26 protein-coding genes are annotated in these 24430 nt (G+C 33.3%); 7 read left to right on the top strand and 19 right to left on the bottom strand.

Going from position 1 to position 24430, the window contains the following annotated elements; genetic code table 11:
- Positions 1-2: 2 nt before the first annotated feature.
- The 14 genes from dut to CLU83_RS16990 all read right to left on the bottom strand — a co-directional run bounded on the left by dut (position 3) and on the right by CLU83_RS16990 (position 14241).
- Positions 3-437, bottom strand: coding sequence for a dUTP diphosphatase (gene dut / locus CLU83_RS17060; RefSeq protein WP_100432720.1), 435 nt, complete (start codon positions 435-437; stop codon positions 3-5).
- A 116-nt stretch (positions 438-553) separates the two neighbouring features.
- Complete coding sequence (locus tag CLU83_RS17055; protein WP_100432719.1) at positions 554-2023, bottom strand: lipopolysaccharide biosynthesis protein; 1470 nt, start codon at positions 2021-2023, stop codon at positions 554-556.
- A 126-nt stretch (positions 2024-2149) separates the two neighbouring features.
- Positions 2150-2557, bottom strand: a complete 408-nt coding sequence (locus tag CLU83_RS17050; RefSeq protein WP_369828780.1) for a GNAT family N-acetyltransferase — start codon at positions 2555-2557, stop codon at positions 2150-2152.
- Between the two features lie 515 nt (positions 2558-3072).
- A complete protein-coding gene (gene atpG, locus CLU83_RS17045) occupies positions 3073-3933 on the bottom strand; it encodes an ATP synthase F1 subunit gamma (protein ID WP_100432718.1) in 861 nt (286 codons plus the stop codon).
- An 83-nt stretch (positions 3934-4016) separates the two neighbouring features.
- On the bottom strand, positions 4017-5594 hold the full coding sequence (gene atpA, locus CLU83_RS17040) for a F0F1 ATP synthase subunit alpha (protein ID WP_100432717.1): 1578 nt from the start codon (positions 5592-5594) through the stop codon (positions 4017-4019).
- A 40-nt stretch (positions 5595-5634) separates the two neighbouring features.
- Positions 5635-6168, bottom strand: coding sequence for an ATP synthase F1 subunit delta (gene atpH, locus CLU83_RS17035; protein ID WP_100432716.1), 534 nt, complete (start codon positions 6166-6168; stop codon positions 5635-5637).
- A 2-nt stretch (positions 6169-6170) separates the two neighbouring features.
- Positions 6171-6671, bottom strand: coding sequence for a F0F1 ATP synthase subunit B (locus tag CLU83_RS17030; RefSeq protein ID WP_100432715.1), 501 nt, complete (start codon positions 6669-6671; stop codon positions 6171-6173).
- A gap of 80 nt (positions 6672-6751) precedes the next feature.
- Positions 6752-6943 carry an ATP synthase F0 subunit C gene (atpE, locus tag CLU83_RS17025; protein ID WP_167357301.1) on the bottom strand — a complete coding sequence of 64 codons (192 nt, stop codon included), beginning with the start codon at positions 6941-6943 and terminating at the stop codon, positions 6752-6754.
- A gap of 103 nt (positions 6944-7046) precedes the next feature.
- A complete protein-coding gene (gene atpB, locus CLU83_RS17020) occupies positions 7047-8192 on the bottom strand; it encodes a F0F1 ATP synthase subunit A (RefSeq protein ID WP_100432714.1) in 1146 nt (381 codons plus the stop codon).
- A gap of 527 nt (positions 8193-8719) precedes the next feature.
- Entirely contained in the window at positions 8720-8953 is a 234-nt protein-coding gene (locus CLU83_RS22565) for an AtpZ/AtpI family protein (RefSeq protein WP_255411006.1), read from the bottom strand.
- Positions 8940-9326 carry a polymer-forming cytoskeletal protein gene (locus tag CLU83_RS17005; RefSeq protein WP_100432711.1) on the bottom strand — a complete coding sequence of 129 codons (387 nt, stop codon included), beginning with the start codon at positions 9324-9326 and terminating at the stop codon, positions 8940-8942. The genes CLU83_RS22565 and CLU83_RS17005 overlap by 14 nt, the downstream gene beginning before the upstream one ends.
- A gap of 2 nt (positions 9327-9328) precedes the next feature.
- Positions 9329-11842, bottom strand: a complete 2514-nt coding sequence (locus CLU83_RS17000; RefSeq protein ID WP_232727159.1) for a tetratricopeptide repeat protein — start codon at positions 11840-11842, stop codon at positions 9329-9331.
- Positions 11843-12034: 192 nt separating this feature from the next.
- Positions 12035-12730 carry an ABC transporter ATP-binding protein gene (locus CLU83_RS16995; protein WP_100432709.1) on the bottom strand — a complete coding sequence of 232 codons (696 nt, stop codon included), beginning with the start codon at positions 12728-12730 and terminating at the stop codon, positions 12035-12037.
- A 47-nt stretch (positions 12731-12777) separates the two neighbouring features.
- Positions 12778-14241, bottom strand: coding sequence for a DUF5687 family protein (locus tag CLU83_RS16990; RefSeq protein WP_100432708.1), 1464 nt, complete (start codon positions 14239-14241; stop codon positions 12778-12780).
- A gap of 134 nt (positions 14242-14375) precedes the next feature.
- Between CLU83_RS16990 and CLU83_RS16985 the strand changes: the two genes are divergently transcribed.
- The 3 genes from CLU83_RS16985 to CLU83_RS16975 all read left to right on the top strand — a co-directional run bounded on the left by CLU83_RS16985 (position 14376) and on the right by CLU83_RS16975 (position 16489).
- On the top strand, positions 14376-15428 hold the full coding sequence (locus CLU83_RS16985) for a ferredoxin--NADP reductase (RefSeq protein WP_100432707.1): 1053 nt from the start codon (positions 14376-14378) through the stop codon (positions 15426-15428).
- Between the two features lie 286 nt (positions 15429-15714).
- The gene (locus tag CLU83_RS16980) at positions 15715-16050 is read left to right on the top strand and encodes a hypothetical protein (RefSeq protein WP_232727157.1); all 336 of its coding nucleotides are present in this window, start codon (positions 15715-15717) and stop codon (positions 16048-16050) included.
- Positions 16051-16180: 130 nt separating this feature from the next.
- Complete coding sequence (locus CLU83_RS16975) at positions 16181-16489, top strand: hypothetical protein (protein ID WP_100432705.1); 309 nt, start codon at positions 16181-16183, stop codon at positions 16487-16489.
- 1 nt (position 16490) lies between these two features.
- On the opposite strand, the gene CLU83_RS16970 is transcribed toward CLU83_RS16975, so the two are convergent.
- Together CLU83_RS16970 and CLU83_RS16965 are read right to left on the bottom strand one after the other, a co-directional pair.
- Positions 16491-17504: a glycosyltransferase family 9 protein gene (locus tag CLU83_RS16970; protein ID WP_100432704.1), complete on the bottom strand. Its 1014-nt coding sequence runs from the start codon at positions 17502-17504 to the stop codon at positions 16491-16493.
- Positions 17505-17639: 135 nt separating this feature from the next.
- Positions 17640-18245, bottom strand: coding sequence for a DUF4254 domain-containing protein (locus CLU83_RS16965; protein WP_100432703.1), 606 nt, complete (start codon positions 18243-18245; stop codon positions 17640-17642).
- Positions 18246-18333: 88 nt separating this feature from the next.
- Between CLU83_RS16965 and upp the strand changes: the two genes are divergently transcribed.
- Entirely contained in the window at positions 18334-18987 is a 654-nt protein-coding gene (gene upp, locus CLU83_RS16960; protein ID WP_100432702.1) for a uracil phosphoribosyltransferase, read from the top strand.
- Here the strand turns inward: upp and CLU83_RS16955 are convergent.
- Positions 18982-19911, bottom strand: coding sequence for a DUF6427 family protein (locus tag CLU83_RS16955; protein ID WP_100432701.1), 930 nt, complete (start codon positions 19909-19911; stop codon positions 18982-18984). The genes upp and CLU83_RS16955 overlap by 6 nt on opposite strands.
- A gap of 144 nt (positions 19912-20055) precedes the next feature.
- On the opposite strand from CLU83_RS16955, the gene CLU83_RS16950 reads away from it, so the two are divergent.
- Positions 20056-20295 (top strand): uracil phosphoribosyltransferase, encoded by a 240-nt coding sequence (locus tag CLU83_RS16950; RefSeq protein ID WP_100432700.1) that lies wholly within the window; start codon positions 20056-20058, stop codon positions 20293-20295.
- 67 nt (positions 20296-20362) lie between these two features.
- Here the strand turns inward: CLU83_RS16950 and purD are convergent, their stop codons facing one another.
- A complete protein-coding gene (purD, locus tag CLU83_RS16945) occupies positions 20363-21637 on the bottom strand; it encodes a phosphoribosylamine--glycine ligase (protein WP_100432699.1) in 1275 nt (424 codons plus the stop codon).
- 136 nt (positions 21638-21773) lie between these two features.
- Here purD and CLU83_RS16940 point away from each other — a divergent pair, with 136 nt between their 5' ends.
- Both CLU83_RS16940 and CLU83_RS16935 read left to right on the top strand, forming a co-directional pair.
- Positions 21774-23084 carry a phenylacetate--CoA ligase family protein gene (locus CLU83_RS16940; RefSeq protein ID WP_100432698.1) on the top strand — a complete coding sequence of 437 codons (1311 nt, stop codon included), beginning with the start codon at positions 21774-21776 and terminating at the stop codon, positions 23082-23084.
- Between the two features lie 40 nt (positions 23085-23124).
- Positions 23125-23547: an ORF6N domain-containing protein gene (locus CLU83_RS16935; RefSeq protein ID WP_232727156.1), complete on the top strand. Its 423-nt coding sequence runs from the start codon at positions 23125-23127 to the stop codon at positions 23545-23547.
- Between the two features lie 111 nt (positions 23548-23658).
- On the opposite strand, the gene CLU83_RS16930 is transcribed toward CLU83_RS16935, so the two are convergent.
- On the bottom strand, positions 23659-24429 hold the full coding sequence (locus CLU83_RS16930) for a glycosyltransferase family 2 protein (RefSeq protein ID WP_100432697.1): 771 nt from the start codon (positions 24427-24429) through the stop codon (positions 23659-23661).
- Position 24430: the final 1 nt, after the last annotated feature.

Genomic DNA, 24430 nt, shown 5'->3' with positions numbered 1-24430 from the left:
ACTTACTTCACTCCCGTACTTCCAAAACCTCCTTCACCTCTAGATGTTTCGGTTAATTCCTGTACTTCAATCCATTCGGCACGTTCGTGTTTGGCGATAATAAGCTGGGCAATGCGTTCCCCATTTTCTACAATAAATGGGACATTGGATAAATTTACTAAAATTACTCCTATTTCGCCTCTGTAATCGGCATCGACTGTTCCTGGTGCGTTTAAAACGGTGATTCCGTTTTTGGCTGCCAATCCGCTTCTTGGTCTCACCTGCGCTTCATATCCTATTGGCAATTCTATAAAAAGACCTGTTTTTACAATGGCTCTTTCTAAAGGCTGCAAGGTTATAGCTTCGGTTATATTTGCTCTTAAATCCATTCCTGCAGAAGCAATGGTTTCATAATTTGGCAATGCATGCTGTGATTTGTTGATGATATTTATTGTCATTATTTTTAAAATAAAATATGTTGATTACGGAATGCCCTAGCCCTGATAGCAGTGGAAATCCTTTTTTGAGGCTTTTCGCCGAAAAAAAGATTGTAACGGATAGCAGGAAACAGCTCCTAATTTTTAGCAGGACGTTTTAAAATCCTTAAAAGTGTCTCTTTTTCATTGTAATAGATAAAGCCCATAAACACTGCCAAAAGTAAAACCCCTATGTAATAATTTTGATTAAATCCATAGAAAGAAATGCATGAAAAACCGATTGATAACGACAAGTATGCACCTATTTTTTTCTTGTCATACGGAATTGGATAATACTTATTTCCGAAATAATAGGAAATAAACATCATGCTTCCGTAAGCTGCAAGTGTAGCAATTGCCGAACCGTAATAGCTGTATTTTGGGATCAATAAATAATTTAAAACCAAGGTTACTATCGCACCGACTATTGAAATATAAGCACCGACATAAGTCTTATCAATAAGTTTATACCAAACGGAAAGATTGGTGTAAATACCCAAGAAAAAATTAGCTAAAATTATTAATGGAACTACTTTCATGGCTTCCCAATAGGAAGAGTTTGGAATCATTATTTGTTTTAAGATATCGGCAAAAACGATTACAGACAACAAAATAAAAGAGCCAAAAATGACGAAATATTTGGTAACCGTTGCATAAGTCTGCTGTGCGTTTTCATTGGAAGCATGGCTAAAAAAGAAAGGCTCAATTCCTAAAGTATAAGCCGTTCGGTATAATACCATAAAAAGTCCCAATTTATAACAAGCAGAATAAACTCCAACTTGTCCATCGGCTATATTGGCTGGTAATAATTTACCCAAAAGGATTTTGTCAAATTGTTCATTGATTGCAAATGCAATTCCTGCAACCATTATAGGTAATCCATAACGCATCATCCGCTTCCAAAGTTCATAATCAAATTTCCATTTTATGGTAAAATAGTCTGGAAAAAGAACCACAAATGTTAGAAAACTGGCAATGATATTCGCAAGAAAAATATAACCTATCTGAAAGTTTTCGATGTAAACAGAACCTAAGAAACTGTCAGGCTGTGATGCTGATACACTTGGTAAATACATTAAGAAAAACAAATTCAAACAAAGGTTGACAACAACATTTCCTATTTTGATTGCAGCATAAAGTTTTGGTTTTTGATTGGCTCTTAATTTAGAGAAAGGTACTATAACTAACGCATCTAAAGCTAAAATCCAAATAGAATAAGTGATGTATTGTGTATCAACACCAGACCAATGTGCTAAAGAATTTCGAAATATTAACGCAACAAAAATAAAAAGGATGGTAGACCAGAATATTGAGATAATTGTAGTCTCGACAACACTGTCTTTGTTCTTTTCGGAATTATAAAATCTAAAGAACGCCGTTTCCATACCGTAAGCCAGAATGACATTGAAAAAAATCATCCAAGCAAATATAATGGATACCTTTCCGTACTCAGCTTGAGGCAATAATCCCGTATAAAGCGGCACTAACAAGAAACTGAACATTCTTGGTATTACTGTGGCAAGCCCGTAGATGGCGGTTTGTTGAAGAAGCTTTTTATATAATCCCAAAATGAGTTGTCTGTTAATTATTATAAAGCAAAAATAACCAATTCTTTGGTTATTTTTTGTGTTTTGCGGTTGAATAAAGTTTAAATGTGATTCTCTTTTAGGTCAATCCTTCTTCATTTAGCATTTTTACAAAATGAAATCCCCTTGGTTCAAATCCTTGATTATAATAAAAACGGTGTGCGGTAAAATTACCTGTGAAAGCATCCAAAACAATAGCATTGCAACCTTCGGACTGGCTTTAGCATCAATATAATCAGTCATCAATTTGCCAATTCCTTTGGATCTGTAATCAGAGTGCACAATAAAATTGTCAATCTCAATATACTTCCCTGTCCAAAGTTTGATAGCAGTCCAAAAACCTGTTAATCCAACACAAACCTCGTTTTCAAAAACTGCGGCTTGCTTGTAATTATGAAATGTCATTTCCTGTAAATAGGATTCATATTTTTCCAGACTAAGGCTAGGATACAAATGCCTCATCACATTGATTTGAGCGAGCATTTCGGGAACGGTAGTGAGTTCGACGATTTTCAATTGAGCAGAATTTAAAATAGAGTAACAAAAATAAAACAATAGTTAACAGGATAAATTAAACTCAGTAAAATAATTGTACGAAATTTATCTAAAATTATTCAAAAAGCGAATAAATTTCACTTAAATATCACTAAAAGTGGGTATTGCACGAATCCATTTAATGAATGATATTTGTATAATAAAATTAAGTAAGGGGTTTATAAAGCTAATCTGTCCCCACAAAACAGAGCATGGGCAAAGCTAAGTTTCACCCATAAAAAACAGAGCACAGGGGTTTTCATAAAGCTACGGTCCCCACAAAACAGAGCACGGGCAAAGCTAAGTTTCGCCTTTAAAAAAAAACAGAGCATAGGGTTGATAAAGCTAATTGTTCCCTTAAAAAAACAAGCTCAGGGAAAAGCTAAGATTCACCCTTAAACATAGAGCAGAAGGATTATAAAGCTATTTGTTCCTTTAAAAACAAGCACAAAAAAAGAGCCAATAGGCTCTTTTTTCACTTTTATGCATTTTATAAATTATCCTTTCAAAGCTTCCGCTCCACCAACGATCTCAAGGATTTCGTTTGTAATAGCCGCTTGACGCGCTTTGTTGTAAGTCAATTTTAATTGGTCTCTCAAATCTGTTGCATTGTCAGTTGCTTTATGCATCGCAGTCATACGCGCCCCGTGTTCTGAAGCAAATGAATCACGGATTCCTTTGTACAATTGCGTTTTCAATGCTTTAGGAATCAAGGTCAATACGATTTCATCTTTAGCAGGTTCAAAAATGTAATCTCCTGTTGAAACTGGTTTATCAGATTGAATAGGTGCTAATGGCAAAAATTGTTCTGTTTGTACAATTTGAGTAGCGGCATTTTTAAACTGATTATAAACCAATTCTATTCTATCGTATTCGCCTGAAACAAATTTCTGAGTTAATGTTTCTGCAATGACAGCAACATTGTCAAAAGTTAAATGATCAAAAATTGAACTTTGATTATCAACTACTTTTGATGTTTTAGATAAAATGTCGTTTCCTTTTTTACCGATAGCAAAAATATCAACTTGTTTACCTGTATAATATTCAGAACGGTTTTTAGCTTCCTTAATTACATTCGTGTTAAAAGCGCCACACAAACCTCTGTTAGAAGTAATAGCAACAATTAAAACTTTCTTTACTTCACGCTGTGTAGTAAATTCTCCTCCAACATCACCATCAAGTGAAGCGGAAAGATTTTGTAATAATTCCGTTAATTTTTCGGCATAAGGGCGCATTGCCGTGATCGCATCTTGTGCTTTCTTTAGCTTTGCTGCAGAAACCATTTTCATTGCCGATGTAATTTGCATCGTAGATGAAATGGAAGTAATTCTATTACGGATTTCCTTTAAATTTGCCATTGTTTTGTAAGTATTAAGATTTAAGCATCAAGTATTAAGTACCAAGAAAATCTTAATACTTAATACTCATTACTTAGTACTTTTTAGTTATATTTCGCTGAAATTTCTTTTGCAACAGTTTCAAGTACATCTGTAATTTCATCTGTTAATTTTCCTGCTTTCAAAGCATCAAGAGTAGCTCTGTGTTTGTTGTTCAGGAATTCTAAGAAATCTTTCTCAAATTCTTTCACTTTGTTCACAGGAACATTTCTCAATAAATTTTTAGATCCAGCATAGATAATCGCAACTTGGTCTTCAACTGTAAAAGGATCATTCAAACCTTGTTTCAAGATTTCAACGTTTCTTTTTCCTTTTTCAATTACGTTCAAAGTCACAGCATCAAGATCAGAACCGAATTTAGCAAACGCTTCCAATTCACGGAATTGTGCTTGATCAAGTTTTAATGTACCTGATACTTTTTTCATTGATTTAATTTGAGCATTACCTCCAACACGAGATACAGAAATACCTACGTTAATCGCTGGACGAACCCCAGAGTTAAACAAATCTCCATCCAAGAAAATCTGACCATCTGTAATCGAAATTACGTTTGTTGGGATATATGCTGATACGTCACCCGCTTGTGTTTCGATAATTGGCAATGCAGTCAATGAACCTCCACCTTTTACAATTCCTTTTAATGAATCTGGTAAATCGTTCATGTCTTTTGCAATTCCATCATCAGCAATCACTTTACAAGCACGCTCTAATAAACGAGAGTGTAAGTAGAAAACGTCTCCAGGATATGCTTCACGTCCCGGTGGTCTTCTTAATAAAAGAGAAACCTCACGGTAAGCAACAGCTTGTTTAGATAAATCATCATAAACAATTAAAGCTGGACGACCAGAATCTCTAAAATATTCTCCAATAGCAGCACCTGCGAAAGGAGCATAAACTTGCATTGGAGCTGGATCAGAAGCATTTGCTGCTACGATCACTGTATAAGCCATTGCTCCTTTTTCTTCTAATGTTTTTGCAATTCCTGCAACAGTAGAAGCTTTTTGACCAATCGCCACATAGATACAAAATACAGGTTTTCCTGCATCATAAAATTCTTTTTGATTTAAGATGGTATCAATACAAACAGTAGATTTTCCTGTTTGACGGTCACCAATAACAAGCTCACGTTGTCCACGGCCAACTGGAATCATAGCATCAACCGCTTTTACTCCTGTTTGCAAAGGCTCAGTTACTGGTTGACGGAAGATAACTCCAGGAGCTTTTCTTTCCAAAGGCATTTCGAATAATTCACCACCGATTGGTCCTTTTCCATCAATTGGAAAACCAAGAGTGTTAACTACACGTCCTACCATTCCTTCTCCAGTTTTAAGAGAAGCAATACGTTGTGTTCTTTTTGCAGTTGATCCTTCTTTGATTCCTGTTGAAGGTCCTAAAAGCACCACCCCAACATTGTCTTGTTCAAGGTTCAAAACGATTGCCTCTAATCCGTTTTCAAATTCAACTAACTCACCGTATTGAACATTTGAAAGCCCATAAATAAGAGCAATACCATCTCCAACTTGAAGCACTGTCCCTACTTCCTCTAGCGTAGCACCAGATTCAAAACCTTCTACTTGCTTTCTTAATATTGCTGATATTTCAGCAGGTTTAATTTCCGCCATCTTAATTTTTATAATTTAGACACTTAAATGTGTAATAAAACTAATTACTTAACTCTCTTTTTAATACTTGTAATCTGTTGGCAACAGAAGCATTATACTGCTGGTCGCCTATTCTTAAAATAAATCCTCCAATGATTGCAGGATCCACTATATTTTCAATTGTAATTTTTTTATCAGAAAGTGTTGCTATTTTAGCCAAAACTTTAGCTTCAAGCGCTGCATCCATAGCAACAGCAGTTGTTACTTTGGCCACTTCAACATTATTCTTGATATCAAATAATCTGCTATACTCTGTAGCTATAACATCTAGGATTTCGAATCTTTTGTTTTCAAATAACAAATGAAGCAAACCTTTGGTTACATTATCCGCAATAGCAAAAACTTCTAAAAGTGCTTTCTCTTTCACTTCTACTTTAATGGTTGGGTTTTGAATAAATGTACTCAGCTCCTCATTACCTTTTATCGTCGAAGCAATAGATTTCATGTCATTATTTACAATTTCAGTTACTCCTTTTGAATCGGATAAATCTAAAATTGCCGTTGCATAACGAATTGCTGCTCTAGTACTTGCCATGATTAGTTCAATTTTACGTCACCTAACAATTTCTCAACCAATTTAGTTTGAGCTTCTTTGTTAGACAATTCTTCTTTTAATATTTTTTCAGCAATGCTAAGAGACAATGTAGAAACATGTAATTTCAATTCAGCCATAGCTGCATTTTTCTCGCTTTCAATTGCAGCTTTAGCCTGATCGATCATTTTTTGACCTTGAGCCTGAGCTTCAGTTTTTGCATCGTCAACCATTTTATCTTTCATTTCACGAGCTTCTTTAAGCATGTTGTCACGCTCTAATCTTGCTTCTTGTAAAATACGCTGGTTATCTGCTTGTAAATTTTGCATTTCAATTTTAGCGTTAGCTGCCGAAAGTAATGCATTTTTAATTCCTTCTTCTCTATCATTTACAGCATCAAGAATTGGTTTCCAAGCGAATTTTTTCAATAAAAAAATTAACCCAACAAATATTAATACTTGCCAAATAAACAAACCAAACGAGAAATCATTTATTAACTTATCCATTTTATACCTATTATTTAATTTTAATGTTTTAATTTAAAACAATAGTTGCAACCAACCGTTGCAACCATTGTCTTTAGTTTTTATTTCGCGAATAAAGCTGCGAAACCAATACCTTCAATAAGAGCAGCTGCGATAATCATAGCTGTTTGGATTTTTCCTGAAGCTTCTGGCTGACGAGCAATAGCGTCCATTGCTGAACCACCAATTCTACCAATACCTAAACCTGCTCCGATTACAATTAATCCTGCTCCAACAATTTCTGGAATTTGCATAATATATATAATTAAAAATTAAACATTCTTTGTTTGTTGTCGAATAGATAATTTTTTGAATCGTTGAAACTGAAACGGTTTAACAAATTATCTATTCAACATTTTAATGATGAGCTTCTTCGTGATGATGCTCTTCGTTACCAGCTCCAAAATATAATGATGATAACATGGTGAAAATATAAGCTTGTAAAAAAGCTACTAATATTTCTAAAATAGAAAGTGCAAATGCCAATACAAATGATAAAGAACTTCCTAACCAGCTTTTAAAAATAAACATTAAACCAATAATACTCATCAATACTACGTGACCCGCCATCATATTTGCATACAAACGAATCATTAATGAAAACGGTTTAATAATTGTTCCTAATAATTCGATTAATGCCAATACTGGTCTTAAGATTACTGGAACTCCTGGCATCCAAAGCATATGTGACCAATAATTTTTGTTAGCTGTAAAAGTGGTAATCAAATAAGTTAATACTGCTAGAGACAAAGTAATTGTAATATTCCCTGTTACATTGAATCCAAATGGAGCTAATCCTAATATATTCAAAAAGAGAATAAAGAAAAATATAGTCAACAAATAACTCATATATTTTTTATAGTGCTTTTCTCCAATGTTTGGAATAGCAATTTCATCCCTCACATAAAGAACAAGTGGCTCAAAGAAACGACCAACTCCAGAAGAAATTCCACCGTTTTTAGCATAGGATTTTGCTAAACCAGCAAATACTAAAAACATTACTGTTGCTACTAATAAAATTCCAAATACACTTTTAGTAATAGATAAATCTAAAGGTCTAACATTTGTTGGGTGACCATGCTCTTCTGTTAGTTCTCCTGAAGCATCAGTTTTATAAATTTTTTCGTGATGTAATTTGTAAAAATTTCCATTATGTGCCGCTACACCTTCTGCTGGTCCGTGGTGAAATTCAGAAGAAGAAAACACTTGTAATCCACTCTCTTTATCCCATAGGATTATTGGCAAAGAAAAACCATAATGTTCTCCAGTTTCCTTATTAGCATTGAAATTAAAATCGTGAGCGTCTAAAAGGTGATGATTGATAAACTCTTTAATTTCAGTTTTTACATCCGTTGGTTCTGCATGAGCTGACTTTACTCCTTCATGAACCTCAACATTTTCAGCATTTGCAGTAGCTGACTCAGGGTTTGCAAAACTAATAAAAGGAAGACATATAACGTAAGTTGTTATAATAAATCTAAGTGCTTTGTTGGAAATCACCATATCTCTTAAATATCTTATTTTTTAACGATTCTAAAATTTGCGCAAAGGTACATTTTTTATTAATACCCAAAAGCATATAAAAGTATTTTTTTGAGAATTTGATCAACTTAAGATATTGATTATTGCTTTTCGTTTACTAACCGTATAGTAAAAAGGGTCTCAATTGTTAAAAAGACAATAAACAGTAAAAAAAAATTTATTCTTTCGGTGGGGTAGTCCGGAAGCGATTTCTGTAATAACGGTCTTAAAACCAAATAACAAAAGATCATTTTTACACTAGTTGCTAAAAGAAAAGACATTCCGACATTGTCAAAGCTTCTTTCTTTTATTATTAATAAAATCTTGAAAATAATTGCTGATAAAACAAAGAAAAACAAATAAAGCATTTCCAAAGAATAATGAAAAGATTCTTGTTTAATATTTAAAACATAGAAAACCATTTTATGAATTCCATATAGCAGGAATGCAACACCCATTAAAGCTAGAAATGGATACAATTTTTTAAGGTTCATTATATATTTTTGATTTTATTGATTTTTGCTGATTTCGTTTACTTGCCGGATAACATTATACAGAGCCAAAATAACACCGACCATTGCCATTATTTTTACATAATATACTTTTGGGCTGGGGTGATTCTCATCCAGCCAATTTCCTAAATAGGAAAATAAAAAAATAATAACTCCCATTTGTATCGGGATGTTAATTAAGGCCAACCATTTGTTATAGTTGTTTTTTTTGGGATCGTTATTCGTCGCCACTTTTTGTCCCTTTAGTTTTGTTAGATAACATAACACATGATGCATTGAAAATTGCACCCGGCTCTACAGATAATTTACCAATAATAACTTCTCCTAAAATATTGGCCGATTCTTTAATATTTAAAGTATCCTCAATCTGAATTTTTCCTTCAAATTTTCCTTCTATGTCTGCCGTATTACAAATGATATCGCCTTTGACAATTCCTGCAGGACCAATTACCAATTTCCCGCTGGATGTAAAATTTCCTATTAGTTCACCATCAAGCCTGAAATCGGCTGGTGAAATAATATCTCCGTGTATGGTTGTTCCTTCAACTATTCTATTAGTCTTTCCTAAAAGTTCTGTGTACGATTTTGGTTTTTTATCAAACATAATTACAGTTTTTTTAACGAAAGATATTCTTCGAAATTTTTCTTGATTTGGATTATTTTATAATTTTCATTTGAAATGATAATTCCTGGCTGGCTGATTTTGTATTTCTCGTTCTCTGCAAAAAGTGCTGCAACAAATTGGGCATAGGATTCTGAATGTATGCCTTGTATTGAAATAAAACTTTCTTTTTCTGTGTACGGATCACAAGTGTATTTTAACTTCTCTACATTTTCATTGGCAAAAAACAAAATCACCTTGCTTTCAATAGCTGTTTCAGTTTTAGTATCATTCTTGTCAATTTTAAAAACGACTTTCCAGTTTTTAGAATCTGCAGTACTAAATTTCATTTGTTCCAAAAGCGGGATTTGGGTTTTAAGAATTTCTATAGCTTCTTTTCCTTCTTCATTGTTTGAATAATTATCAGCAACATATTGTATTGCTTTTTTATAAGCGGTCAATCCATATAACTTACCAATAGTATTTGCCTTTAGCAGTTCAAATTTGGGTACAATGGCTTCACCTGCAAAATTGCTGATTAAACCATCAACCCGCTGCAAAACTAATGTAAAATATTCTTGCTTAAACTGTCGGTATAAATTATCATACTCACCCTCTGGAGTTCCTATATCAGACCCTTCGCTTGAATTTGAAATAATTTGTGCATATCTAGAATTGGGATATTGACTTATTATTTCCTTTTTAATCGCTTCTGCTTTTGCTGGATTGGTGATTTCATAGATTTTATACAAATTGTATTTCGCAGGAAGAATTAATTTTTCTTCAGGTTTGTACAATAGCAACTGTTCCAGTCTATTGGAAGCCAAATCGTATTCTTTGAATTTCTCTTTATAAATAACTCCTAATTCATAATAAACTGCGTTTCTTTCTTTACTGATACTGTCAATCGCTTTTTGCGACTTTGGCAATTGTTTCAGATAATAATCAGTTGTGTATTTCTCATTCACAGCTATAGGGGCTGCCAATTTATCATTTGGCGCGGTATCAGTAATTGCCCCTGTAACATTGGCTGTTGAATTTGCTCCCGAATTTGTTCCTGATGCAAATCTCCAATAAGTGTTTTGAATCCTGTTTCCCCAAATTTTCCTGAACTCTAATTTTCCATAAGCTACTGTGTTGGGATTGTAAAAATAGAATGTATTGGCAATTGAACTTGGAGCTTTTGGGATATCTACAGGAGGATTTAGTGATTGCCCGTTTGGATTAGTAATTGCAGCATCAGGACTGCTCATTGCTCCATTTAACAAAATATTTTTTTCTATCTTTTTTTGTTTCTCTTCAAGCAGCTTTTTAAGTTCGTCACTGTTTTTTAATTTTTGAATATAGTTCTCATAGTAAACAACCTGTTCAGGCTCTTTCAAATTAGCGACATAAATAATACTGTCATTACGGCTGGCGATTGTTTCATTAATAATAGCTTCGTCCAGATTTTTTCTGATTTTTGAAATCTGAAGAAACTCTCTGGTTTTAGGATCCAATAATTCCAAACATTTGTCATAGCTTTTGGCTGCGCTGAGATATTCAGTGTGTTTAAAATATAAGTTCCCGATATTTCTATAATTGGAAGCGTTCAAATAAGCATCTGGAGACTTGGTTTCCAAAGAAGCATTATAAAAATCCAATGCCATATCTTTTTCATTATGATGCTCATAAAAGATTCCGATACTATGATAAATCACATCCAAGTACGGTCTGTTTTCTCTGTCTTTCATAATCTTTTTAGATTTTTTGACAAATAAATCGTAGTCGGCATCTTTATAATCGGAGAGTTGTGCTTTTTTGGCGTAAGCTTGAATCACAAATTTTCTTTCAGCCTTTCTATTCATGTCGATAACCGTCTGATAGAAATAAATGGCGCTGTCTTTTTTGCCTGCTTCTTCATACATCTGCCCCAATAAAAAAGAATAACGTTCTTTTTCTTCGTGTATTTTGGTATATTCATTAGCCAATTTTAGCTTTACAACAGCACTGTCTTTTTCTTCTAAATTCAAAAAAGCACTGGCTAAAATAGCATTGGCATTAGCAAATTCCTGTTTGCTTAACTCATTATCCTTAATAAGCCTTGAAGTGTTCTTGATTGCTACAGCTTCATTTCCTAAACGGACATTTGTTTTTTCACGCCAAATTTTGGCATCGTAAATATTACTGCTGTTGGGATATTTATAAAGAATGTAATTAAATGCGTCTAATGCCGGAATAAACCGCTGATCATAATATCTTGATTTTCCAAGCAATAAATAAGCCTCGTCTATTTGATAATTTTTTTCGTGCCCGCCAATATTCATCGAATGTTTTTGAATGGCTTTTGTAGCTTTTGCTTCAGCAAGTTCAAAATCGGCATTTTTGGATTTCCCATCTGCCGGCAAATCATCCCTAATCTGCATTTTCTCGACTGGCAGCCATTTCCAGAAATTTTCGGCGGTGTTGTCATTTATTCCTTTAACACCTTTGTCTAAAGCAATTTGCCCATTGTACAATATATTAAGTTTCGTACTCAAAGCATGGGAATTTCTAGCCAAAAAAGTATCCTTCTTGGTAGAACAGGCTATCAAGAAAGATATAAAAATTAAAGCTAAAATGTATTTCGATATATTACTGTTCAAGGGAAAACGTTTAAATCATTAAACTTTCTAAAAAGTATTTTAGTATAATGACTTGTAAAAATACGTTTCTTTTTGAAATATATAAATTTAAACCGCAAAAAACAATTCCAATTCTTGAAGGGTTTCTTTGGATGTATACATATCTTTTACCAATTCGCCTTTATTCAACGCCACAATTCTATCACAAACTTCAACAGTATGAAGCAAATCATGGCTGGAAACCAATACGGTAACATTTGGATTACCTGCTAATTCTTTGATAATTTTTTTCAATCGGTTTACAGTCGTCGGATCCAAATTAGCAAAAGGCTCATCCAAAATAATGACTTCGGGATTTCCTATTAAAGTAGCGATAATTCCAACCTTCTTTTGGTTTCCTTTGGATAAATCACGTAAATACTTTTTATTTTTTAGAATTTCGCCATTAAAAAATTCTTCATGCTGAACCAATAAAGCATCAACATCGGCTTTGTTTTGTCCTCTCAAATCTCCAATGAAATAGAAGTATTCCTCAGGAGTTAAATACCCTATCAAAAAACTTTCATCCAGAAAAGAAGCGGTAAAAGGTTTCCATCCCTCACTTGCGTTCACCTGAATTCCGTTGTTTAAAATACTTCCTGTCGTAGGATGAATTAAGTCCAATAATAAACTAAAAAAAGTGGTTTTTCCAGCTCCGTTATTACCCACTAAACCAAAGCTTTGCCCCTTTGGAATTTCTAATGATTCTATATTCAATACGGTAGTTCCGTTATATTCTTTGGAAAGGTTATTTACTTGTATCATTTTATAAAGTTTAATCGTTGATTTGTTGATTCGGTCAATATGTTAAATTAACTTTTTTGCTTGTAAGCTTCAATGGTCTTGTATTTCTCCTTTTTATAAATTTTTTCAATTAACGAAAAAACGGTGTTTCTAAACATAAATCCTAACACACCTGCAAGAGCAACAAAAGCCAATCCTAGTTTCGGACTCATTATATAAGATCCCAGCCAATATAAAAACACAGGCAAAAGTAATTTAGGCAATGAAAGCAGCATCGTGTTTACATTAAATGATTTTTTGTCTCCAAAAGCCCCTTTTGTCATCGATAAATCAATTGGTGTTTTAGTAAAAGCACCGCCTAATAATACTAAGTGTGAATTCACGCCAATATTATAAATAGCTCCCGCCACAATTGTTAGATATATATACCATCCAAAATACAAATAAAAGGAAGCCAAAATGGTCGAAATAACTGTACCAATAACAATTAGCCACCATTTTGAATTCAAATAGCCCCTATATGGAATATTTTGTGTCATCATCAGCTGATAATACGAACTGTCCCAACTTGGAACAAACTGCCCAAATGTGAATAAAAACCCTCCCGAAACAAATATTCCTGCAAAAATCTGCATCACAGGAGGCTGATTCGAATGACTGTTAAAAAATATTAATCCATAAAACAAAAACATCACACTCATACCAACTGTAGTTTTGGAGCGCTTATTCCTTTTGATTAATTTAATATCATTTTTCAAGAATGTTCCTAAAGTTCCAAATTGGTTTAACCAAGTAAGATTCTCCGTTTTGGCAATATCGTTTTTGACAGATAATCCCGCATCCAAATACAAATCTCCTTTTAGATAATTATAAGTCCAATAGTAAAGTCCGGACAAAACCAAAACTGGAATTGCAAAAGCCCATTTGGTATGGAATAAGGCTTCAAAAAACGGGTAAACATAAACCGTAATATCAAAGAGTTTATAATATTGACAGCCTGCCAATACTGCTGTTACCGCAATAAAAATTCCCAATAAGCTGTCCTTGTTATTCAATAAAATATTTAGGAAATTATTGACAAATACAATGGAATAAAGAGCTGTAAGCCATAACAGCACACTAAGCACATCGAAACCCTCATAAATTAAAACCGCAGAAAAAGGAAGAAAGAAAAAGGCGTGAACCAAATTAAAAAAAGAAAGTGCTGTTTTCCCTAAAGAGAAATGCACAATTGTTTGCCGCTTAAAAGGCATGATCAGTAATGGACGGATATTCATTACCGGTATTGCCTGCAGCAAAAGACGGACAATCAAATCCATTACAAAATAATAGATCAGGAACTTGTTTACGGTAACCAATGGATCCAGTTTCATTTCTCTAAGAATATAAAAAGCTCCTACGCCCAATGCTAAAAAAAGAGCAGTAAAATAAAGAACTAGAAAACCCATTAGAATTTTCAATGCCAAATTCGAAGCGAAAGAAGCAGATCTCGTAAAAGATTTCCACTCCAGATAAATAAATTTTGCAATCATGGTTTTTTGTTTGGTTTTGTAAGTAAGTAGTTTATAGTAGGGAAACGTTACAGAAAATAATGAAAAGTATCTTGAATAATATCAAATTCTTTCAATCCTAAATAGTTTTATTACTTTTGCAAAAAAACAGTCTCATGCCAAATTTTCTTAAATTAATTGTAAAAGAAGTAAAACGCGAAACTAAAGATGCCGTTTCGATACTTTTTAATGTCCCTGAAGAATTAAAACCCAATTATACTTTTATTGCTGGTCAGTACATAAATTTACGTCTGACATTGGATAATGCCGAAATCCGCCGTGCCTATTCCATCTGCTCAGCTCCTGAAAGCGGAGAATTACGGATTGCTGTGAAAGCCGTAAAAGATGGTGCTTTTTCACAATTTGCTAACAGCAAATTAAAAGCTGGTGATGTGCTTGAAGTAGGAAAACCAGAAGGAAAATTTATTTTTGAACCCGAAATTGACCGCCAAAAAAATTATATTGCTTTTGTAGCCGGCAGCGGAATTACCCCTGTTTTATCCATCATAAAATCGGTTTTGAAAAGCGAACCTAAAAGTTCATTTGTCTTGGTTTATGGAAACAAAACACTGGAACAAACTATTTTTCATCAAGAATTGCACGATTTACAATTGCAATATGTAGGACGCTTGTTTATTCATTATGTATATAGTCAAGTCAATGTCGAAAATGCTTTGTTCGGCAGAATTGACAAATCCGTGGTAAATTTTGTCTTAAACAATAAACACGCCACATTGGATTTTGAAAAATTCTATTTGTGCGGACCCGAAGATATGATCAATACCGTTTCGGGTGTTTTGAAAGAAAAAAATGTGAGAGATTCGGCTATAAAATTTGAGCTTTTTAAGACCTCATCACATGAAAATACCATTCAAGAAGCCTTAGTTGGACATTCTAAAATCACCGTTTTGGTCGATGATGATGAGACAACTTTCGAAATGTCACAAAAACAAACCATTCTTGAAGCATCCCTTAAGCAAGGAATCGATGCGCCCTATTCCTGTCAAGGAGGAATCTGCAGCAGTTGTTTGGCTCGTGTAACTTCAGGAGCGGCATTAATGAAGAAAAATTCTATCCTTACCGACAGCGAAATTGAAGAAGGCTTAATTCTAACATGTCAAGCACACCCCACCACACCGACTATTCGTGTAGATTATGATGATGTTTAAATAGTTTAAACTGTATTAATGATATCTAAAAACTTCTCTGAAAAGGGAAGTTTTTTTTCTTTTAAAAGTGATGCATTTTTATTATATTAGTAAAATAAATTAGAATAATCTCTACATCCTTAATTTTGGATAGGCATATGTGATAAATATCTAATTTACCAAATTGAAGCTGAAACATCTTTAATAAAAACTAGATACCATGACAATCCATCACCACATCCATCTACATTTTTTTTCGCTTTTTATAATAACTGCTTTTTTCTGCTTACTTATTATAATTAAAATAATGAGAAACCGAAAAGGACCTAAATTGCTTTCGGAAAAAAAGTACAACTCAACAATGATTGCTAAATTGGAAGAAATAGCAATAGCAGAAATGCCTTATTTTAATATTTGGCCATATGTAAGTAAATTAAAATCGGCCAAAATCATATCTAAAAAAATTAAAGATTACGAACTCGTACATAAAGTTTACCGCAGTTCAACAGGAGAATTTGAACACATTTTTTTATCTTCTGGGAAAGAAAACCGTTTTGTCGTAATTGTAGTAGACAGAATAAAAAAGAAAATAATTGGCTATTCGCATTTTGATTTAAAAGGAAAATATGATTTAGTAGCCTAAACTCTACTTACGTCAATAAAAACGAGCCAAAAAAATGAAATAAAAAGCAGTTCAGACTGCTTTTTTTTGTGTTGCTATTTCCGGCTCGAGCTGCTTTAAGTTAAAACCGATATATTACATTTTTTATTTTATGAAATCCATTCGAGAAATTTTCAAAAAAACCCCTTCCCTGCTTGACGAACCAGAGGTAATGCAGCTTTTGGACTATTGTGAGCAGTTACAGGATGAAATCGTAGAATTTAAATTTCAGAAAACCAACAATAAGGAATTGGCAATGCTAGATATGATTAAAGAAGTCATTAAAGGCTGTAATGCTATCGAAAAAGAACAAATGGAGCACGACCGTTTTGGTTTTGAAGCTCCCGATTACCAAGAAACCATATCCAATCTAAAAAGATATATTTTAAAACGTTGTGAGGACGAAAAGATTTGGCTTTAGTCTAATTTACATTTGTTGAAACTGAAAACTTAGACTGAACACTGGACACTACTTTCTCCACAGTAATCGTTCGCATTGCATCTTCATAGCTTTCCACTTTTTTATTCCCGTAAACGGAAGTTGGTAATTTTGGATACAAATTTCTATCGGAAACCAAAGCATTTTCCAAGGGTTGATTAAAAGGAGAAAAACCAGCATACGGATGTGTAGCTCCCCAAAGCGTGATTACTTTCACTCCCAGCATCGCAGCAATATGAGCATTCCCTGAATCCATAGAAAGCATCACATCCAGATTGCTGATAAGCTGCAGTTCCTGAGGAAACTTAATTTTTCCAGCAGCCACAATCACATTTTCTTTGTGTTTTGAAAGTGAATTTAAAAGCTGAATTTCTTTTTTCCCTCCACCAAAAAGCAGGATTTTTTGACTTTTAGTTGAAGCTAATTGATTGATGACCTCCTGCATTAAATCCAGAGGATAAACTTTGGAATCGTATTGAGCAAAAGGCGCTATTCCAATTAATTTTTGATTGTTATTTCCAATTATATCAATTATTTCCTGATCTAAAATTGCTTTTTTAGGAAATATTGGATTAGCTAAATTCACTGAAAACCCAAGCTCTTGAAACACTTTGGCATGTCTTTCAAACATCGTGGCCAACGGTTTGAAGATTTTATTTTCGGGACGGATTAAGGCTTTTTTCTCTTCTCTTCCTTTATCAACAGATGCAGTTTTTTTTCCGCTCAAAATGAAAAGTGTCCGAACTACTTTAGAACGCAAAACATTGTGCAAATCGGCAAAGGCATCAATCTGCAGTGCTTTTAAATCTTGAAACAAACGCAACAATCCAAAGAATCCTTTGTGTCTTTCTTTTTCATCAAAAGCAAAAAAAGAAAGATTGGGAATTCCGTCAAAAAAAGGTTTGAAAAAAGGTCTGGAAACCACCGTGATTTTTACCTCGGGATACTGATTCGCGAAAGCGCGCAAAACAGGAACTGTAATAGCGACATCTCCCATTGCAGAGAGTCTTATAACAGCTATATGTTGTGTTTTTTTTGACAATTAATAATTGTATAAAAACCATTAAGAAATTAAAGCTCATTAAGTTTTTCTTAATTTTCTTAATCTCTTAATGGTTTAAGATGATATTACTTATTTTTTATTCTGATACAAAACTGGGTTCAATTCATCATCGTTGTACATTTTCATTTGTTTGTACACTTTCATGAATTTGTCTCCATTTTCGATATCTGTCAATAAATCTTCGATTGCTGCAGACAAATCACTTCTTTGTTCCAAAAGAATGTTCAATTTGGCCTGACATTTATCTCTATGATCCTGTGAAGCTTCGGCACGAGTGGCTTCTTCATTCATGTGATAAATTTTTAAGGCTAAAATAGACAATCGGTCAAATGCCCAAGCTGGACTTTCGGAATTGATTTTTGCATCGTTCTTTACCGCAACATGGCTGTATTTTTGAAGAAAATAGCTGTCAATATATTCTACCATATCAGTACGTTCCTGATTAGAAGCATCGATTCTTCTTTTCAGCGTCAAAGCAGCTACAGGATCAATATTCGGGTCACGAATAATGTCTTCAAAGTGCCATTGTACGGTGTCAATCCAATTTTTCAAATACAACAAATGCTCAAATTTATCTTTTGGAAAAGGATTGTTTATAGGTTGGTCCACATTATCAAATTGATGATAATCTTTTATACTTTGCTCAAATACTGAATAAGCTAATTTTGAAAACATATCTTATGATTTTAGAAACACAAAGATACTTTTTATACTTTTGATAGTATAAAAAAACGCTGCAAATTAAATTCATAATAGCAAATCCATGGAAATTCATTATTTATCGAAAAAAAATAGTGTACTGAATCACTTTTTAAGCCAAATTCGGAATATCGATATTCAAAAAGACAGTATGCGCTTTCGCAGAAATGTTGAGCGTATTGGCGAGATTATGGCGTATGAACTAAGTCAGTCTCTGCATTACAAAACAATTGAAATTACAACTCCTCTTGGCATTAAAAAAACGACTGAAATCGCAGATCGATTAGTTGTATGTTCTATATTAAGGGCAGGGTTGACTTTGCATCAGGGATTCCTGAACTATTTTGATAATGCAGAAAATGGTTTTATTTCGGCTTACAGACATCACCCTAATAATGATGATTACTTTGATATTCGTGTTGAATATGAAGCTATTGCTGACATTAACGGGAAAAATATTCTGCTGGTTGACCCAATGCTAGCCACAGGGCAATCTATAGTTTCGGTTTTTAATAAACTAATGGAAAGAGGAACTCCGAAAGAAATTCATATCGCAGTAATTATTGCTGCTCCAGAAGGCGTTGCGTATCTGGAACAAAATTTACCCGATACCTGCCATCTTTGGATTGCATCTCTTGATGAGAAACTTAATGATAAAAGCTATATTGTTCCAGGGCTTGGAGATGCTGGAGATTTGGCTTATGGCACTAAATTATAACTGCGAAAAAAAGGCAAATAAACTGCATGCTAAAAGCACAAATATCACAATTTCTTCTTTTAGTTTAGGCTGCGATATTTCGATGTGAGTTGTTGCCATTATCGCCAATGGTGCAAAAGTAAATACTAATGTTTCATTGCTTTTATTGGCAGATAAAACGAAAACTAAGATTCCGATAAAAAACGAAGCGATGATTTTTTTATACGAAGAAAGCAACACCAGAGGTCTGCTCGACAAGGTAGAAAACGTTGAGATTACAAAAAATAATGCCACCGTAATGTATATCGAAAAAGTTGCGTTTTGATAATTATTGGTAAAATAATCAAGGCTTAAATCAATTTTACTGCTTTCTTTTAAAAATGCAATACTGTGGATATCAAAAATTAAAGAGCAGGCAACAAACAAAATAGATACTGCAAAAAGAGCAATAAATGGAATAACCCAATTTCTATAATCTCTGGAAACATGAAATATAACCGATATAAATACCAAAAGAATATATAAAATACTCCAAAACTGAAATAAAGCTGCCATAAAAATCCATAATGAGGCATCAAAAAGTTTCTCTTTGGATTCTTTAAGAGTCTGCAAAGAAACAAGTCTTCTAATGGCTAACAGGACAAAAAAATTGGATATAATTAAATTGGGATTGTTGAATAAGTCTGGGAAAAAAATTAGGAGTAAAAAAGTAAAAAAAGCTGTGTAAGTACTGTCCCTGCTCAATCCGTTTTTTTTGGAAATAAAACTATTCAGAAAAACCGTTGCAAATAAAATCAGAAATAAACCGCTTTTTTGAAGAATAAGAATAGTAGAATTTGTCCAAGCTGAATCTTGGATCTGATATAGAAAAAAGAAAACCAGCATTAAAATAACAACCAAAGAAAAATTAAATGGTGTAGATTTTCTAAAAACACTTGTTATCATAAGGATATTTTATACTTTTGTGACTGTAAATATAATACTTGTTTAAAAAGGAATTGGGCAAGATTAAAAAAGATTCAAACGAATTCTGTTTTTTGATGTTCAAAATTCCGAAAATAAAATAATAAAAAATTAAAGAGATACATTATGACATCATTTTTTGAAGGAATACAATATTTATTTGTAAACATTTTATTCGCTCCTTTAGACTTTTTACGTTCATTAGAACTTAAATCTTGGTTTGGTGCCAATACTATCAACTGGATCTTTATGATTATTTGTGCAGTTGCTATTGTTTATTGGATTAAACAATTAAAATTACACAAAGAAAATGGTGAAGAGTATCAAGATACAACAGCACATTCTTTTTTGGGCGACGAAAAATAATCAATCCAAATAAAAATTAAAACACGAATTGAACATTATAATAAGTTCAATTCGTGTTTTTTTATTTTTAGATTAAATCGAATCCAATATCTTTTCTAAAATTCATTTTGTCAAAATGTATCTGGTCTACATTTTTGTATGATTTATTCAAAGCTTCCTGAAAGTTATCACCATACGAAGTAATAGCCATTACTCTTCCCCCGTTGCTTACCACATAACCGTTGTCCAATTTTGTTCCTGCATGAAAAACGATAGAATCTGTAACTTTTTCAAGTCCCGTGATTACTTTTCCTTTTTCAAAATCTTCAGGATAGCCGCCAGAAACAATCATAACTGTCGTCGCGCTTCTTTCATCCACTTCCAGATTGAATTCGTCTAGTTTTTCATTGGCCACAGCCAAAAATAATTCGACTAAGTCAGATTTTAATCTTGGAACAACCACTTCAGTTTCCGGGTCTCCCATTCTCACGTTGTATTCAATAACAATTGGCTCATTATTAACATTGATTAGCCCAATAAAGACAAAACCTTTGTATGCAATTCCATCCTTTTGAAAACCTTCAATGGTAGGTTTTACAATACGAGTTTCAATTTTTTCCATCAAAACAGCGTCAACATAAGGAACTGGAGAAACCGCTCCCATTCCGCCTGTGTTCAAACCTGTATCTCCTTCGCCAATACGTTTATAATCTTTGGCCGTCGGCAAAATTTTGTAGCTTTTACCATCAGTCAACACAAAACAGCTTAATTCAATTCCGTCAAGAAATTCTTCGATAACTACTTTGGAACTTGCTGCGCCAAATTTTTGACCAACTAACATGTTTCTCAACTCAGCCTGAGCTTCTGCCAAATCCTGAATAATCAAAACGCCTTTTCCTGCGGCCAAACCATCTGCTTTTAATACATAAGGAGGCTGTAAAGTTTCTAGAAACTTACATCCTTTTTCAACAGTTTCAGCAGTGAAACTATCGTAAGCCGCTGTCGGAATTCTGTGTTTTATCAAAAATTCTTTGGCAAACTCTTTACTTCCTTCTAATGTTGCACCTAATTTTGAAGGACCAATTACTGGAATCTCTTTTAAATCTTCGTCATTTAAGAAAAAATCATAAATCCCTTTTACCAAAGGATCTTCTGGACCTACAACTACCATTTCTATATTTTCTTTGATAACCAATGCTTTTATAGCTTCGAAATCAGTGGCGCTGATGTCAATGTTTTTGGCAATTTGAGCAGTACCCGCATTTCCTGGTGCTACAAAAAGGGTGTCACAAAGCGGACTTTGAATCATTTTCCACGCAAAAGCATGTTCTCTTCCTCCAGATCCTAATAGTAAAATATTCATGGTGTTGTTTTATAAAAGTTGTGGTGCAAAAATAATTCGTTTTGAACGTAAAAAATAATTATATCCCAAAAAGTTACCGTTTAATCCTTAATAGTGGTAGCTAAATATTATTTTTGAATAAATTTTATTCCTGCTGATGTTCAAAATATTCGACTTAACACTTCAAATAAACGGTTTCCCCATGAAGGAAGCCAAAACTGAATTGCAAAAAATTATTGCCATTCCTGAAGAAAATTTTGGTGATTTTATTGAACAGAAAAAAACAGAAATTGTCAACTTTCATTTAAACAACAATCCTTTTTATAAAGAATTAGCACAAATAGATTCTTTTAAAAATTGGTCTGATTTACCTATTTTGAATAAAACTAATCTACAGAAACCATTATCAGAAAGGCTTTCTTTGGGTTATAGTGAAAAATCCGTATATCTTAATAAAACATCTGGTTCCAGCGGACATCCTTTTGTGTTTGCTAAAGATAAATTTTGCCATGCCTTGACTTGGGCATCCAATATATATCGTTTTGGCTGGTACGGAATTGATTTCAATTCGTCCTACCAAGCTCGGTTTTATGGAATTCCTCTGGATTTTATTGGAAACAAAAAAGAACGGTTTAAGGATTTTTTGAGTCATAGATATCGTTTCTCGATATTCAATTTATCCGATGAAGTTTTGGAAGTTTTTTTGAAAGACTTTAAAACCAAAAAATTCGATTATATCAATGGCTATACCTCATCGATAGTTTTGTTTGCCAAATTTTTACAGAAAAAAAATATTGTTTTAGCAGCAATCTGTCCAACGTTAAAAGTATGCATGGTCACCTCCGAAATGCTTTTTGAAGAAGACAAACAGTTATTGGAAAAGCAATTTGGCATTCCGATAGTCAATGAATATGGAGCTTCGGAATTGGATTTAATCGCTTTTCAAAATCCAGGCGACCAATGGCAGGTTAATTCGGAAACGTTGTTTGTAGAGATTTTGGACGATAATAATCAGGCGGTGCCAAACGGAACTTCGGGCAGAATTGTCATTACTTCCCTTTTCAACAAAGCGCATCCGTTTATCCGATACGACATTGGCGACATTGGAATTTTGGACGAAAAAAGCACTTTGAAAAAACCCATTCTTAAAAAACTAATCGGCAGAACAAATGATGTGGCAATTTTGCCCAGCGGGAAAAAATCTCCTGGACTCACCTTTTATTATGTAACCAAAAGCATCATCGAAGACGATGGAAACGTAAAAGAATTTATTATCAAACAAACCAAAATAGACCACTTTGAAGTTGAATATGTTAGTGATTCTGAATTAAATGAAGAACAAATAGAAAAAATAAATCAAGCTGTCGCTTTGTATTTAGAACCTAATTTGAACTTTACTTTTAATCGGAAAAAAGTCTTGGAAAGAACCAATCGCGGAAAATTAAAGCAATTTACTTCTCTTTTATAATGTAAATAAAATCGTATATTAGTCGTTAAAATCAAAAAAAATGAACGACGAATCTTTCCTTTCAGAAGAAACTATTTCTAACAAAATATACTTTATTCGCAACCAAAAAGTTATGCTCGATCGTGATTTAGCTTTACTTTATGGGATCGAAACTAGGGTTTTAAAACAAGCCGTTAAAAGAAATACATCAAGATTTCCAGAAGACTTTATGTTTGAACTTAATAAATCAGAATTTGAAAATTGGAGGTCACAATTTGTGATCTCCAATTCTGATAAGATGGGTTTGCGTCATTTACCTATGGCATTCACAGAACATGGCGTTTTAATGTTGTCAAGTGTTCTAAAAAGCGACAAAGCCATTCAAACGAATATCCAAATCATGCGCATTTTTACAAAAGTGAGGCAAATGCTTTTGGATACAACAGAAATTAAAATCATATTCTTCAGATTCAAAAAAAATTGAAAAACCATGATAAGAATATCGAATTGGTCTTCTCTTACCTAGATGAACTGACCGAGAAAAAAGAGAACAAAAATGACAGAGTCAAAATTGGATATAAAAAATAATTCTAAACTAAATTTTCTTTATATAACGCGGTTTTATAAGCAATTGGGTAAATAAAAATCCAATCATAATAAACATGGAACTGACATAGTTAAAACCATGAAACGTTCTATAAACCGCAAAATTATGTTTCACTAAATCAACTTTGGAAGCCGATAATGAATTATTCCGAATGCGGTAAAAAGCCAAACTTTCAGGAACGGGTTTTGCCTTTCTTATTTTTTTTAAAATAGTAAGCCATACCATCCAATCTTGGCGCTTTCTAGTAGATGAAATAGCTATTTTTCCAAAATAATTCACCTCATAAATCCCTGTAAGATTCCCAACATAATTGCAAAAAAACAATTGACGATACGAGAGATTTCTTGGCGCTTCTACCCTTTTATTTAGCGAATTCCCAACCTCATCAATACATTCATAGAAAGAGAATGTGAAAGGTGTTTTATTTTCTTTTAAAAATTGAAGCTGTTTTTCGAGTTTTAGTGGTTTCCAGAGATCATCTGCGTCCAAAAAAGAAATATAATCTCCAATTGCTTTTGACAAAGCCATCTCCCTGGCAATTCCTGCTCCTGAATTCTTTTCCAATTGAAAAAAACGAATTCTGTTGTCATTTATAACATATTGTTCAATAATGGATATAGTCGTATCTATTGAACAATCATCAACAATAATCATTTCCCAATTTTGATAGGTTTGATTTTGTACCGATTGAATAGTTTCGGCAATGAATTTATCAGAATTAAAGGAAGGAGTAATTATAGATACTAAAGATGTTTCCATT

It is taken from the genome of Flavobacterium sp. 1 (genome assembly GCF_002797935.1).
Lineage (GTDB): Bacteria > Bacteroidota > Bacteroidia > Flavobacteriales > Flavobacteriaceae > Flavobacterium.
This window is presented reverse-complemented; position numbering and strand designations above follow the sequence as displayed.